Genomic DNA, 14,304 nt, shown 5'->3' with positions numbered 1-14,304 from the left:
TTAATTGCTAATTACCCTAACCTAGCTTCGCGATCGCAGTTAGGGTATACGCGCTAAATTGAATAGTACAGTGGAAAAGATTTAGCATCTTTTGGTTTGACAAATACCCTTTGTTGTGCTTTTATATTCAACTCATCAAAACGTTCTCTAGTTAAATGCACCATTAGCACCTGACCATCATCTAAGGTTAATTCTGCCTGAACTTCCCAGCCTAAATGAATTAAACGGCTAACTGTGGCAGGTACAGTTGTGCCATTTTGCTGGGTTTGGATTAAAACATCCTGGGGGCGCAGATACATCTCAGGATGTGCCGACTCAAACCCATTACCTTGGAAAATATGCGATGTACTGGGCAAAACGTTCACAGGTCCAATAAAACTCATCACAAAGGCTGAGGCTGGGTGATCGTATATTTCTGCTGGTGTACCAATTTGTTCCACCTTGCCTTTATTCATTACCACGATTTTATCTGAGACTTCCATTGCCTCTTCCTGATCGTGGGTAACAAATACTGTTGTGACATGAACTTCATCGTGAAGTCTTCTTAACCAGGCACGTAAATCTTTGCGAACTTTCGCATCTAGTGCGCCAAAAGGTTCATCAAGTAGCAAAACTTGAGGTTCAACTGCTAAGGATCTTGCTAGTGCTACACGCTGTCTTTGACCTCCAGATAGTTGAGAAGGATAGCGATCGCCTAGTCCACCCAACTGTACTAACTCTAACAGTTCTTCTACCCGCCCCTTAATTTTAGCTTTTGATGCCTTGCGAATATCTAAGCCAAAGGCAATATTCTGGCGTACAGTCAGGTGCTTAAACAAAGCATAGTGCTGAAACACAAATCCAATATTGCGTTCTTGTACACTCTGATAGGTTGCATCTTTACCAGTCAGCCAGATTTTCCCTGTATCGGGCATTTCTAAACCTGCAATTAATCGTAACAGGGTAGACTTCCCAGAACCTGAAGGTCCAAGCAAAGCTACCAATGAACCTGATTCAATTTGGATGTTAACTTCGTCAACAGCCTTAAAACTACCAAACTGCTTAGATACGTTTTCAACAATAATGCCCACTATATTTACCTCAAGACTTCCTAGTTAATTAACATTAATAGACCAAACACCTGTTTGAATTCAGCTATGGTGATTTCATTGCTAAGGTAGAGAGCTAGCAAGTTATCATAACTCTAAACTCCGGTTAATAGATGTATTTACTGTAGTTTAAAGCGCGGTTAGCTAAATTGATGGAGTTTTTTCTATATATCGGATAGTGTAAATAATTTAATTGCTTTGATACTTACACAGCAATTTCTGGTTGCTCCAGGCTGACTTAAATATTAAGCGATTTGTTAAGCTGTGTTTCATTTATGCCAAAAGTACAAAGTCTGATAGCAACGAAGGCAAAAGTCCGTGTTAACATCACACCTTGTAACCGTAAGTGATTGGGAGAAGAACTTTGGTACTAAGGGTTGCTGTTGTTGGCTCAGGTCCGGCTGGTTCCTCTGCGGCTGAAACGCTTGCTAAAGCTGGGATTGAAACTTACTTGTTTGAGCGCAAGCTTGACAATGCTAAACCCTGTGGCGGTGCAATTCCGTTGTGTATGGTCAGCGAGTTTGACTTACCGCCGCAAATTATTGATCGGCAGGTGAGAAAAATGAAGATGATCTCGCCATCTAATGTTGAAGTTGATATAAATATAGAGAAAAAAGAAGAATATATTGGGATGTGCCGTCGGGAAGTGCTGGATGGCTTCCTACGCGATCGCGCAGCTAAATTAGGTGCTAAGTTGATCAATGGCACTGTTCATAAAATAGATATTCCCGGTAACAACACTGATGCCTATACCCTCCACTATGCCGATCACTCAAATGGCAGCTTGGAAGGAACAGCTAAAACCCTGAAAGTTGATTTAATTATTGGGGCGGATGGGGCGAATTCTCGTGTAGCTAAGGCTATTGACGCTGGTGATTATAATTATGCGATCGCTTTCCAAGAGCGAATTCGCCTGCCAGAAGATAAAATGGCTTACTACCACGATTTGGCAGAAATGTACGTCGGCAACGATGTCTCCACAGACTTCTATGCCTGGGTTTTCCCTAAATACGACCACGTTGCCGTTGGCACTGGTACTATGAAGGTACACAAAGCCGATATTAAAAATCTGCAAGCAGGTATTCGCGCCCGTGCTGCCAAAAAACTTGCAGGTGGCGAGATTATTAAAGTAGAAGCTCATCCCATCCCTGAACATCCCAGACCCCGCCGTGTAGTTGGTAGAGTCGCTTTGGTAGGAGATGCAGCAGGTTACGTTACCAAGTCTTCTGGCGAAGGTATTTACTTTGCGGCTAAATCTGGTCGGATGTGTGCAGAAACCATTGTGGAAGTGTCCCAAAGTGGTCAAAAGATTCCTACAGAAAACGATCTCAAGCTTTACTTAAAGCGTTGGGATAAAAAGTATGGTCTGACATATAAAGTGTTAGACATTTTGCAAAGTGTTTTCTATCGCTCAGATGCTACCCGTGAAGCATTTGTAGAAATGTGTGCTGACCGCGACGTACAAAGGTTGACATTCGATAGCTATCTTTATAAAACGGTAGTTCCAGCAAATCCCTTAGTACAAATGAAGATTACTGCTAAGACAATTGCTAGTTTGCTGCGCGGAAATGCACTAGCTCCTTAGTACTTCTAGTTTAAAAACTAGGTGATTTACTGATTCAAATTTAAAGCCGACGAAATGTCGGCTTTTTGTTATTGTTTAAACCTACATTTTTATATTCTCCATGTCAGGTTATTTGAAGGCGATCGCATCGAACTGGCACTGACTTGCGTAAAATCAACTTACAAGGAATTGCATGTACAAACCAACTTAAAAGCGTTCAATCACAGAAGAGCCAGCATTTGTCGCGTTTTGTATACTTGGTATCTCTAGGCAGTAACCTGCACCATAAACCGTCTTGATGTATTGAGGGTGACGAGGATCGGGTTCTAATTTTGTTCTTAAGTGTCTAACATGGACGCGAATAGTTTCAATATCATCATCTGGATCGTACCCCCAAACTTCTCTCAGAATTTCACTAGGAGAAACTGTCTGTCCATGTCGCTGTAATAAACAGTGCAAAAGCTCAAATTCTAAATGGGTGAGTTTAACTGTTTGATTAAACCAAATGGCTTCAAATCTTTCTGGTACAAGGGTTAATGACCCGTAACTTAAAATTTCTGCGTGTTTAGCTGCTTGGGGGATACGATCTGTTCGTCGCAATAAAGCTCGCACCCGCGCTAACATTTCTTCAACTTCAAAGGGTTTGGTGAGGTAATCATCTGCACCAGCATTAAAACCTTCTACTTTATCTTGAGTTTGACCCAAAGCCGTTAACATTAGCACCGGAATATCGGCTGTACGCTCATCCCGACGTAGACGCTGGCAAACGGTAAAACCATCTACATTGGGCAACATGAGGTCAAGCATAATTAAATCTGGCACAATTTGCATAGCCAATGCCTGACCTTTAATACCGTCTGATGCCTGAATAACATCGTAACCAGCCATTTCCAAATTTATAGCGACTAATTCTGCGATCGCCGCGTCATCATCAATAACAAGTATCCGAGGCATTAGTTAAAACTTTTAGCTAAGGTACAGTTTTGTAAAAGTTAAATAAGAATCTTGATGTAAAAATAAAGATTCCTGTACAGATTATACGAAGGATTATAAATTCTTTCTTAAGATAGGCAAAGAATGTTACTGATTTTGTTACGGTCTTGGGTTATTTCTGCTGGTGTAATAATGATTTACCAGAGTGAGCGATCGCGCGCTCGTGGTTACTGTTTGTATATCTAAAATTTATGCCTGATCCTAAATACACTCCACCGTTGTTTCTCCGCAACGGTATGGCAATGACTCTTTACACGGCTTTATCAGCGAGTCGTACCTGGGAAAAAACTATATTAGAGCAAGAGCCAGTTTACCAGGAGAGAGTTTTTACTGGTGCTGGAGGAGTGCCGATTTTTGGTATTGTTGCTATCCCAGAAAACCCTAAAGGCACAATTGTTGGTACTTATGGAATTACAGGTTCTTTAGATAATCAATGGTTTCTCAGGATACTAGGGCGTAAAGCTTTTGCCCAAGGTTATGCAGTGGTTTTATTTGACTGGAGGGCGCACGGTAAGACAGTAGAATTATCTCCAAGCTTAACTTCAGATGGGTTGTACGAGGGAGAAGACTTCGTTCGCATTGCCTCTGTTGCTAAAACAATGGGTTGCCCTGCACCATTTTGGTTTACGGGGTATTCTTTGGGTGGACAATTAGCACTATGGGCGGTTAAAGCTGCTCACGAACTAACAAGAGATGGTAATCAGCTAGGGTTGCACTCTGATGATATTGGTGGTGCGGCGGTTATTTGTCCGAGTCTTGATTCTACTCGTTCTTTGTCTTATTTAGTGCGCGATCGCTTCGGGAGGCATTTGGAACAAGCAATTACACGAGAATTGATCAAACTGGCTTGGCGCATTTATGAGTATCACCCAACAGAAATAGATCCAGCAGCAATTGAACGTGCTAATAGTATTTGGGGCTTTGATCACGAATTGGTAATAAAACGGCTGGGTTTTCCATCTGTAGAGGCATATTACGAGGCTAGTAGCGGGTTACACATCTTGCCTCACTTAAATAAACCAACCTTGATTTTATATGCGATCGATGACCCAATGTTTGACCCAAGTATTGTGGCAGACTTGCAATTAGCTGCTGCTGACAACCGTAACATAGATTTATTGCTAACCCGTTATGGCGGTCATGTTGGTTATATTAGTAGCAAAGGTAGCCAACAACTTGCTGGAGATCCCGATCCTTGGTGGGCTTGGAATCGAATTTTACAGTGGTGCGATCGACAATTAACGATTACCAATGACCGATGACCAATGTACTGCATTTAATTTAAACTATTGTGATGATTGATATTATTGACATTTAAGGATAGTTATGAGTTCTTGGGGCGATCGATTCAATCAGCTTAGTGGCAAAACTCGATTCGTAGTCGCTCGTTTGTTTCTCCATTTAGCAGGTGCAGAAGTTGCTCCTCTATTGGGTGTTCTCAATCGTGCTGCTAGGGAAGCAGTCGAATCCGATGGAGATCTAAACATTCTCGGAGAAGGACTGGTTGAGATTTGTGAAAACTTATTACAATACGATACCTACTGGCAATCGGCTGCTAATGAAGGTGATGTTTTCTGGAAGGAGGGTGAAGCTGGAGATTATGTAAATGAATTATTTACTGATTCCGCACAAAGATACCTGAGTGAACCTTTTTCCAGTGAAGCGGGTTCCGAGCAAGACCAGCTTTTATCTTTACCGATAACACGCAACTTGGTTGTAATGATTACGGTAGCGGCAGAAGGTGAAGAACCTAAATTGGAAACTGATTTATCAAACATCCCTGCCTTCAAAGCTGGTCTGAAAGCATTAATTAATTTACATTATCAAAGAAGACTACGAGCAATTCAAGTTCATTATTCTCCAGCACAATTTGGGGATGAACTGACCAACGATCAACTCTTAACAAATTTTCCAGAACTAATTCCGCTTTAAAAGCGTGTTATAAGTGAACAGCTTGACTGTTGCTTGATAGTAGAGTATTAGGCAACAGTCAAGTATGGATTTCCCATCAATAAATTACGCGAATAGCTATATAGATATTCGCTAAAATGCTATCCAGGTAATTATCACAATTTTTCCCATGTTTATGTGGCGTAAATTAACAATAATTCTCATGTCTTTGGCTTTGTGTTTGACTACATTAGGGTGTGGTTCTCCTACCCCAACACAATCCCAAAATCGTGATTTCAAAACAACATCGACTCAAACCACTCCCTTGAGTGATGGTAAATATCCTGTGCAGCAGGCGACTTACGATGACTCTAATGGGGAATACACTTTAATGCTGCTCAACACCCCATCAGGAGCGCCTCCTGTTTATCGCAATACAGATTTACAGATGGCTCGTCTGACGGATGAAGAAATTTCTTCTGGGCAAAAAAGCTTTTTGGAGATGTCTAATGGTAAAGGAGTTTTACACCTGACGGAGGACTTCAAAATTGAGTATGTCCACAACGTCACTGAAACTAAGACAGATCCCCAAACAGGACAACCACAAACAGTTGTAGTACGACAACAATCTAACTTTTGGGCTCCTTTTGCTGGAGCAATAGCTGGTCAAGCTGTAGGTAGCTTATTATTTAGACCTCAATACTATATGCCGCCTGTCTATCAACCAGGTGGGCTGATGGTAGGTCATGGAGGCTATGGAAATACCTATGGTCAAGCAGTTGAGCGTTACCAAACTCGCTATCAATCACCACCACCAGTGGTTAGAAATCGTGAAGTTTTGCGGACAAGTGGTCGCTTAAGATCGCCTTCATACAATCAACCAACAACTAGCCGCCGCGTACCACAACAAAGTACTCGTTCTACGGGGGGCGGTTACGGTTCTAGCACTTTACGTCAGTCGAATCAATCTCGTCCTAGTGGTGTTAGTCGCCCAAGTGGTTTTGGTAGTGGGCGTTCTAGTGGTAGCAGAAGCCGCTCATTTGGTAGTGGTAGACGGCGTTAAAGTTAAATCAATTAGACCTCTCCAAATATGAATGTAAAGACGTACCCTAGTACGTCTCTACAAGGTTTCTAGCCAACGTACCTTTAATTTCTGGATAAATCTATTCTCTTGATGACACAGAGATTCCCCTAAATCCCCCATAAATTGGGGGATTTATTTTTTTTTCTTATAAAATGAGGATAATTAACAATTTTGTCAAGAGGTGGGATTCCCCTCAGAGAATCCCACTAAAATTGTGTAAAAATGATCTATTTTACTCGGTTAGTTATGAAAGCGGTTGAGATGATAGCTGACGGTTTATTTAAGTAACAGCATATTTACGAAATTAATTAAAGATGTTTATTACCGGAAATTGGGCGCAAATTAACACAAATATTATTCACTGCTAATTATTTTTCTGCTATGCTCTAAGCTGTTATACATACTCATTGTCTTAATATACTTGTTTGAAACAAATATCCCATTATATATAAGCTAAAGTAATTACTTGTTAAAGGATATTTATGGCGATCGCATCAAAAAATTACAACTGTTGATTTAAAAGACAATATACAACTGAGTATTAATAAAAGATTATCTAGGGGCAAAAGTTAAATGCTGAAAGGAAGTGACATCATCGGTAAGCCGATTATCACCTACGATACAGGCAAACAGATTGAAAAAGTTACCGATGTGATTTTTGACCATAATAGTAATTACATTCTTGCCTTTTTAGTATCTGATAGTGGTTGGTTTAATACCGCTAAGGTAATACCCATAGAAGATGTACACGCCATTGGGACGGATGCAGTAATTGTCAAATGGAAGTTTGCAGTCGTAGCTGCTAAAAAAATACGTGAAGTTAAAAAAATTTTAGAACGTAATAATGTACTGAAAGACACAAGGGTGATGACCACAGATGGTCGCTTCTTGGGTACAATAATTGATTTATACTTCGATGAACGCAACGGTCAAATTGAAGGATATGAAGTCGAGGGTGGAATGTTTGCTCATCCTGAGACGGGACGTTCATTTGTACCAGCACCACAGACACTCAGAATAGGTATAGATGTGGCGTTTGTTCCCCCTGAAACTGTAGACTTGATGTCAGAACAAATTGTTGACATTAAGGGTAGAAATTCTGCCTTATTTGATCGTGGTTTACCTCAATCTTCTACCATAGGTGAGATTGAATTACCTGCAACTGAGCTTGCACCAATATCAAATATTAATACATTAGAACTATTACCACCAACTCAAGAAGCTCCTACAGTATTACAACTAAATGTTGAGTCAACTCAACAAAAAGCTTTTGTGATTGGCAAGACTGTGGATCGAACGGTGATTACTCCTGATGGTACGCCGTTAGTTGTGCAAGGTCAGTTAGTCACGCTTTCAGATGTAGAGGCGGCGATGCGTTGGGGTATTTTAAATCAGTTATATTTAGCTGCTGGCGGTCAAGTTTCAGATAGCCCTACTCTAATACAAGCAGAGGAAGTGCCACTAGCAGAGCAACCACTTCGGGCATTTACCAAAATAACAGACAAAAAAATTTCAGCCGAAATAAAATCACAGCCTGTTTCTAGTTATACGGTTGAACAAACAAAGGGTAGACGATTAAAGCAAGCTGTGCAAACTGCTGAAGGCTTTTTTATTGGCGCTCAAGGGCAAATTATCACTCTAAAAGTAATTGAGCAAGCAAGAATTTTTCACAAAGAACAGGAATTAATCGTGGCGGCTGGTTTAACAAATAGTAAGTTATCCCGTAATAGTATAAAAGATCAGTTCAACCCCATAGGTAATCAACAATTAGCATCTACTTCTTTTGGTAATAATGCTGTGGATAATGTAATTGAAACACAGGATATATGGGGGCGGTTAAGGAGATTAGTGGGTGGTTTTAAAACACCATTATCTGGAGTTGGGGAGGAGGAGCGTATTAAAGCCGCGTTGGGACGGCGTGTTAACCGAGTGATTCTAGATAATGAGGACAATTTTATTTTGAATGTGGGCGATATGATTACCCATCAAACAATTGAATATGCTAGAGAAGCTGGTGTGCTGGATATTTTACTGGCATCAATTGATGGTTCTACTGAGTTGGTGACAGCACCGAGGGAATTATTAGTAAGTAAGGCATCGGTGACAGAAAACGAACCCAGTCAGCAGGTGAATTAATGTTAATTACTGTTGCCATTCTTGTTGGAGCGATCGCGAAATAAGATCTGCTGTGTAGGAAAGGGCAGATCAATCCCATTAGCAGTTAACTTTTTCTTAATTGCAGTTAACACTTTATCTCGCGTAATCATGGCATCTGCCCGTCGTGGTGGTTTAATCCACCAACGGGCGCGAATATTGACTGTACTCTCAGCCAAATCAATTACTAACGCAGTAGAGACGTTGTATGCAACGTCTCTACAAGGATGATTAAGTGGTTTTCTTGAAATTGATTGTGTCTGTTTGTAAGTAGATAGTTTGGTTTTGGATTGATTGCGCTTCTGCCGCAGTTAAACCCCATAGCTTTTGTGCTTGTGCTGCTGTTGGCATTTTCTTGATAGTTCCTGTGGTATCAAGTAGCTGTCCTGCCTTAATGGCTACTTTATTTTCAGCATTACCTTTATCTAATGCCGGATCGAGGACGACGAACAATCTTTGATTATTGCTTTGACCAACCCAGAAAGTGCGATCGCCATTAACATTTTGCACTTTGACATTAGTGAATTCTACTCTTCTATTCACTAAAGACTGCGGGCTAGGTTCGGTAACAATAACTGTTACATCTGTGATTGGTTCAGTTGTAGTTGTAGTTGTGGTAGTTGTTTGAGAAGTAGCAGTAGTTGGAGTTGCTGTGGGTGTAGCTGTAGTAGTGGTAGCTGGGGCAGGAGTCGTTGGTGCGGGTGAAGCTGGACTAGGGTTAACAACGATTACGTCTGGTTTTTCGGCTGTTTGATTTTCACAAGCGGTCACTAACCCTGCAAAAAGTACTATAACTGCGCCTCTAGCGATTAACTTGCGTGATGCCATAAAACTTTTATTGTATTTCATAACTATAAGAATTTCCTCTTGATTTTGTACAGACGATAATTTTTCAATTATATTTAGCAGTAATTTTGTTCCCAAATAGAACAAGCTGTCTGTGATGTCTACAATAAAGAATTATTAAAATAATTACTTCTGCCTAATGGAATATCAATATTTGCCGAGAGTAGTGAACCAGAAAAATCAGCTATAGCATACAATTAACTCTTACCTGAGAAAGATGGAAGTCGAGTCAATAATTTCTAGCCTCGGTAGTAGGTGAACTATAAAACTGAGGAATTTTAATATGGTACTTTACAAGCTCGAAGAACTTGATGATAACTACCAAGCTACTTTTGATGGTGATGATGTTAAAGGAATGGATGTCTATGCAGATGTAGACGAGGAAAAAGTTGGAAGTGTCAAAAACATTTTAGTTGATGAATCCGGTAATTTTCGTTATCTGGTAATCGACACAGGTGGTTGGATTTTCGGTAAGCAAGTATTATTGCCAATAGGTCGCGCACGGATTGATGATAATAACCGACGGATCTATGCAACCGGGTTAACTAAGGAGCAAGCCAAAGCTCTACCTGAATTCACCGACGATCTGAAAATTGATCATGATTATGAAGAGAGTGTCAGGGGAGTTTATCGCCCTCAAGGTGTAGAAACATCAGCAAATTTAGATGCCTCTGCACCTATTGATACAGCACCCTTAACTATGCCTTCTGCGGCTGCTCCTGTAGTTGGTGCTAACTATAATCAGGCAGGTAGCTACAATTATGATCGCGATCAAGATTTGTACGGGATGAATGATCAGAATCATAAAACGCTGAAGTTGTATCAAGAGCGGTTAGTAGCTAATAAAACCCGTGCTAAAGCAGGGGAAGTAACAATTGGTAAGCACGTAGAAACTCAAACAGCACAAGTTGCTGTACCCATAGAAAAAGAACGGGTGGTAATTGAACGCACTTCCCCATCTGATGCAGGGCGCGTTGTTAGTCCTGGTGAAGCTAAGTTCAACGACGGTGAAGTTGCACGGGTAGATGTTTATACAGAAACTCCTGATGTTCGCAAAGAAGCTTTTGTGCGTGAGGAAGTTAGAGTTAGCAAAGAAGTAACTCAAGAAACTGCTACTGCGGAAGGTCAAGTACGTCGGGAAGAATTGGATTTGAATACAGGCGATAACTTGAATGTAGATCGACGCTAATTAGCTTCAATTATCCCTCACCCTGAAGGGTGAGGCTACACTAACTAAGCCTGCCTACGCAGGCTATTTATTTTTGATATAATTGCTTTTCACTTTTCATCGAGAAAATCAGATTAATAGGACTTACGCACCGAAAGCTTGAAACTTTGATTCCCCCCTACCCCCCTTAATAAGGGGGGGAAATTCAAAGTCCCCCTTATTAAGGGGGATTTAGGGGGATCTCTGCGTAAGTCTTGACATAGCAATAAAATTAAAATTTTCTAAGATTTTCCTCACGCTAACAAAGTAAATATTAAAAATTTAAGTATGTCTTGGTTGAGAATAATTAATTTGCCAAGTAAAAGAGAAAGTTGCTCCACAACCTAATTCTGACTCAATGAAAACTTGCCCACCTCGGCTTTCGATAATTTTCTTAATAACTGCCAGCCCTATGCCTGTTCCTTCTACCTTGTCTCTAGCCTCTAAGCGTTGAAATATTTCCCAAATTTTTTGATGATATTGAGGTTCTATTCCTACCCCATTATCAGACACAGAAAATTTATAAAACTTTCTCTGTTTTTTAACTGAAATATTTATACAAATATCAGATTTATTCCCATGTTTAATAGCATTATTAATTAAGTTCATAAATACTTGTTGTAATGGAATGCGCTCTGTTTTTAAAGTAGGCATTCCTGGGTCAATTATGACTGTTACTTCTGGCGGTGGGGCAAGCAATTCGATAGTTTCAGATAGCAAATCAGCAACATTTACTGTTCCAATGAGTTGTACGCGACCAGCGCGTGAATACTGTAAAATTCCATCAATTAAAGCTTCTAAGCGATAAACGCGCCCACGTAGTAAGTTTATATGCGATCGCGATTCTTCTGTCAAACACTCAGCTAAATCTTCCTCAATCCAATCTGCTATGCTGGCAATACCTCGCAATGGTGCTTTCAAATCGTGAGAGGTGACATAGGCAAACCGATCTAATTCTTGATTACTGCGCTTTAAAGCTTCTGTTAATTCTGTTAATTCCTCAGCTTTTTTCTCAATTTCTTGTCTAGCACGTACTTGTTCCGTCGCTTCTACAGCATGAGTCATAATTGCATAAACTTGATTATTACTATCAAACAAAGGTTGATAGACAAAATTCCAAAAGCTTTCTTCAACAATGCCATCATCATTACGGTCAAATTCTACACACATTTCTTTGCCAACAAAAGGTTGACCAGTTGCATATACTTGATCGAGTAATTCAAAATAACCTTGTCCTTCTACTTCAGGAAAAGCTTCTCTAATAGTTTTACCAATCAAATCGCGTTTACCTATAAGTTTGATATAGAGAGAGTTAACAGTTTGCAGTATATGATTAGAGCCATAAGTAATTTGAATTGCAGCCGGAGTTTGCTTAAAAATTCGTTGCAGTTCATTACGTGCTGCTTCAGCTTCTTTACGTGCTGCTTGCTCACTAATTAACTGTACTCTTTGTGCCTCAGCTTGTTTACGCTCAGTAATATCGTGCATGACTACAACGGCTCCTTGTTTGTTACCGTTGGTATCAATAATTGCTCTTCCACTAGCTAGTAAGATACGGGCAATACCGGATGGGTTATTGTTTGTTTTGGGAACGATCATCATTTCTACGTTATGAACAATTTCCCCCCGTAATGCTCGAAATAGAGGAATTTCCTCGGTTTTCATCCTGGTTTTACCGTCAGGTTGATATAAGTCATAATATTCTGCCCACTGGTTAGCCGGAATGGGTGTTTTAGGTAATCCATGAAACTCACTTGTTGCTTGGTTAAACAAGGTTAAAATTCCATTAGCATTACAAGCAACAATTCCAGCTTGCACGTTATCTAAGATTACTTTTAAAAACTCTTGTTCTTTCTCTAGCGTTGCTTCTGCTTTTTGCCGTTCAGCAATTTCTGCTTTGAGTAATTGATTTGCTGTTGATAGTTGAGCAGTTCGCTGTTGCACCAAACTTTCTAAGTCATCGTAAGCTTTTTTTAGTGCTAATTCAGCTAACTTTTTATCGGTAATATTACGAGTGACAGTAGCTAAACCTAGAATTTTGCCTGTTTGTTTATCTTTAGTTGTAAATAAGTTGTAATAAACAGGTATTAACTGATTTGTTTTGAAATGCCGAAATTGAAATTCACCTTCCCAGCGTCCCTGTTGAAATACAGTAGGTAGGATATGCTCTTGCACATACGGTAAATCTTCTGGGTTCAAGTAATCAGTAATCTTTGTTTGTCTGACTTGCTCCTCACTTTCTAAACCTACCATTTGCCGAGCAGCTTCATTTAAATACAGTGGTTGTCCATCTAGAGTTGCTAGACCAATAAAATCCGAGCTATTTTCTATGATGGAAACCAGCTTTTGTTGATTTTCCTCTGCTAGTTTGCGCTGAGTAATATCTGTACAAGTTCCCACCCACTCGCGGATGCTACCATTTGTTTCTTTAACAGCAATACCACGAGCCGAGAAATATCTATAGTTATGGTTCGACGTATTCAGACGAAATTCCGACTCAAATCTGCTGTGTGTGGCGATCGCATTTTTCCACTTTTCTTTTGTTTCTTCTTGCTCATCTGGATGAATATCTTCTAACCATCCCCAACCTGCTAATGCTGCTTCACTTCTCCCTGTTAAAGCACTCCAACCTGCCACATCTTTAATAAATTCTCCCGCAGCATTACTCAGCCATACTATTTGCGAAGTTGCGGCGACTAAGGAACGATAACGTTCTTCACTTTGCCGTAAAATTGCCTCTCCTCGTTGACGTTCAGCTAATTCTGCTAGTCTGACAGCGCGGTTTTCACTTTCTAATCTTACCCGTTCTTTATAGTTAGCGAAAAAATCATTTAAAGCAGGTTCTTCTTGTAGAGAACCTTGCAGATAATCTTGAACGCGCCTATCTGCTTCATAAGATACTTCTGGATGAGATAGCATCCAAGTATGGCAAGTTTTTACATAACCAATAAATAAAACCAAGTAATTATAAGCGTCTGGAGTTAGCAAGCGACGTAGTTTTGTTTGACACTCTTCACTATCTGAAATTTCTAAAAATATTAATATTGAGCAGTAAAATATATAATTTTCGATAGCTGTGTCAGGTTCAGCCCAATTTTTTATAGAAATTTGTTGTGTATCTACCCCTGGAAAATATTGATTAATTTCTGCTGTTGTTGGTGGCGTTGATTCTAAAAGTTGTAATACTTCATGGGCGCTCATTCCTAATGGTCGTAATGTACAGCTATGACAAACCATACAATAAGGAATGGCACAATAGCGTGAAAGATAAGCAGATAGCTTTTCTTTAAATAAAGCTGGTAATGGATTATCAATGTAAGCAGATAATGTTTGTTGCCAAAGGTTTTCTAGCACCTGTGGCGTGGACTCTGCGGGACTAAAAAAAGGCGGAACAAAACCGAATTTTTCCTGAATTTCTGCCTTAATTTGGTCAGATGTTCGCATATCCATAACCTAAATAATTAGTATTGTATAAATT

10 protein-coding genes and 1 pseudogene are annotated in these 14,304 nt (G+C 40.0%); 6 read left to right on the top strand and 5 right to left on the bottom strand.

From position 1 onward, the window contains the following. Positions 1-53: 53 nt before the first annotated feature. Positions 54-1,070, bottom strand: coding sequence for a sulfate/molybdate ABC transporter ATP-binding protein (locus CRI9333_RS05565; protein WP_015202182.1), 1,017 nt, complete (start codon positions 1,068-1,070; stop codon positions 54-56). Positions 1,071-1,452: 382 nt separating this feature from the next. Here CRI9333_RS05565 and chlP point away from each other — a divergent pair, with 382 nt between their 5' ends. Next, positions 1,453-2,673: a geranylgeranyl reductase gene (chlP, locus tag CRI9333_RS05560; protein WP_015202181.1), complete on the top strand. Its 1,221-nt coding sequence runs from the start codon at positions 1,453-1,455 to the stop codon at positions 2,671-2,673. Positions 2,674-2,859: 186 nt separating this feature from the next. Here chlP and CRI9333_RS05555 read toward each other — a convergent pair whose 3' ends face one another. After that, positions 2,860-3,606, bottom strand: a complete 747-nt coding sequence (locus CRI9333_RS05555; protein ID WP_015202180.1) for a response regulator transcription factor — start codon at positions 3,604-3,606, stop codon at positions 2,860-2,862. 230 nt (positions 3,607-3,836) lie between these two features. Here CRI9333_RS05555 and CRI9333_RS05550 point away from each other — a divergent pair, with 230 nt between their 5' ends. The 4 genes from CRI9333_RS05550 (at position 3,837) to CRI9333_RS05535 (ending at position 8,755) form a co-directional block, all read left to right on the top strand. Beyond that, the gene (locus CRI9333_RS05550; RefSeq protein WP_015202179.1) at positions 3,837-4,907 is read left to right on the top strand and encodes a YheT family hydrolase; all 1,071 of its coding nucleotides are present in this window, start codon (positions 3,837-3,839) and stop codon (positions 4,905-4,907) included. Between the two features lie 64 nt (positions 4,908-4,971). Then, positions 4,972-5,577, top strand: a complete 606-nt coding sequence (locus tag CRI9333_RS05545; RefSeq protein ID WP_015202178.1) for a DUF1517 domain-containing protein — start codon at positions 4,972-4,974, stop codon at positions 5,575-5,577. Positions 5,578-5,731: 154 nt separating this feature from the next. Beyond that, on the top strand, positions 5,732-6,598 hold the full coding sequence (locus tag CRI9333_RS05540) for a hypothetical protein (RefSeq protein WP_015202177.1): 867 nt from the start codon (positions 5,732-5,734) through the stop codon (positions 6,596-6,598). A 594-nt stretch (positions 6,599-7,192) separates the two neighbouring features. Further along, positions 7,193-8,755, top strand: coding sequence for a PRC-barrel domain-containing protein (locus tag CRI9333_RS05535; RefSeq protein WP_015202176.1), 1,563 nt, complete (start codon positions 7,193-7,195; stop codon positions 8,753-8,755). Between the two features lie 20 nt (positions 8,756-8,775). On the opposite strand, the pseudogene CRI9333_RS05530 reads toward CRI9333_RS05535, so the two are convergent. Next, positions 8,776-8,967, bottom strand: a pseudogene (locus CRI9333_RS05530) (mechanosensitive ion channel family protein); the annotation flags it as partial. 37 nt (positions 8,968-9,004) lie between these two features. After that, complete coding sequence (locus CRI9333_RS05525; protein ID WP_157462273.1) at positions 9,005-9,622, bottom strand: hypothetical protein; 618 nt, start codon at positions 9,620-9,622, stop codon at positions 9,005-9,007. Positions 9,623-9,902: 280 nt separating this feature from the next. Between CRI9333_RS05525 and CRI9333_RS05520 the strand changes: the two genes are divergently transcribed. Further along, positions 9,903-10,808, top strand: a complete 906-nt coding sequence (locus CRI9333_RS05520) for a DUF2382 domain-containing protein (protein WP_015202174.1) — start codon at positions 9,903-9,905, stop codon at positions 10,806-10,808. Positions 10,809-11,108: 300 nt separating this feature from the next. Here the strand turns inward: CRI9333_RS05520 and CRI9333_RS27650 are convergent, their stop codons facing one another. Then, positions 11,109-14,270 carry a PAS domain S-box protein gene (locus CRI9333_RS27650; RefSeq protein ID WP_015202173.1) on the bottom strand — a complete coding sequence of 1,054 codons (3,162 nt, stop codon included), beginning with the start codon at positions 14,268-14,270 and terminating at the stop codon, positions 11,109-11,111. Positions 14,271-14,304 lie beyond the last annotated feature (34 nt).

Source organism: Crinalium epipsammum PCC 9333 (assembly GCF_000317495.1).
In the GTDB taxonomy this organism is placed as follows: domain Bacteria; phylum Cyanobacteriota; class Cyanobacteriia; order Cyanobacteriales; family PCC-9333; genus Crinalium; species Crinalium epipsammum.
Note: the sequence above shows the minus strand (reverse complement) of the source record. Positions and strands in the feature narration are given on the sequence as shown.

Bases quoted from the DNA above. Each gene is read 5' to 3' on its own strand.
- CRI9333_RS05520 (WP_015202174.1), top strand. From the start codon at position 9,903: ATGGTACTTTACAAGCTCGAAGAACTTGATGATAACTACCAAGCTACT.
- CRI9333_RS05550 (WP_015202179.1), top strand. From the start codon at position 3,837: ATGCCTGATCCTAAATACACTCCACCGTTGTTTCTCCGCAACGGTATG.
- CRI9333_RS05540 (WP_015202177.1), top strand. From the start codon at position 5,732: ATGTGGCGTAAATTAACAATAATTCTCATGTCTTTGGCTTTGTGTTTG.
- CRI9333_RS05545 (WP_015202178.1), top strand. From the start codon at position 4,972: ATGAGTTCTTGGGGCGATCGATTCAATCAGCTTAGTGGCAAAACTCGA.
- CRI9333_RS05535 (WP_015202176.1), top strand. From the start codon at position 7,193: ATGCTGAAAGGAAGTGACATCATCGGTAAGCCGATTATCACCTACGAT.
- CRI9333_RS05525 (WP_157462273.1), bottom strand. From the start codon at position 9,622: ATGAAATACAATAAAAGTTTTATGGCATCACGCAAGTTAATCGCTAGA.
- CRI9333_RS27650 (WP_015202173.1), bottom strand. From the start codon at position 14,270: ATGCGAACATCTGACCAAATTAAGGCAGAAATTCAGGAAAAATTCGGT.
- CRI9333_RS05555 (WP_015202180.1), bottom strand. From the start codon at position 3,606: ATGCCTCGGATACTTGTTATTGATGATGACGCGGCGATCGCAGAATTA.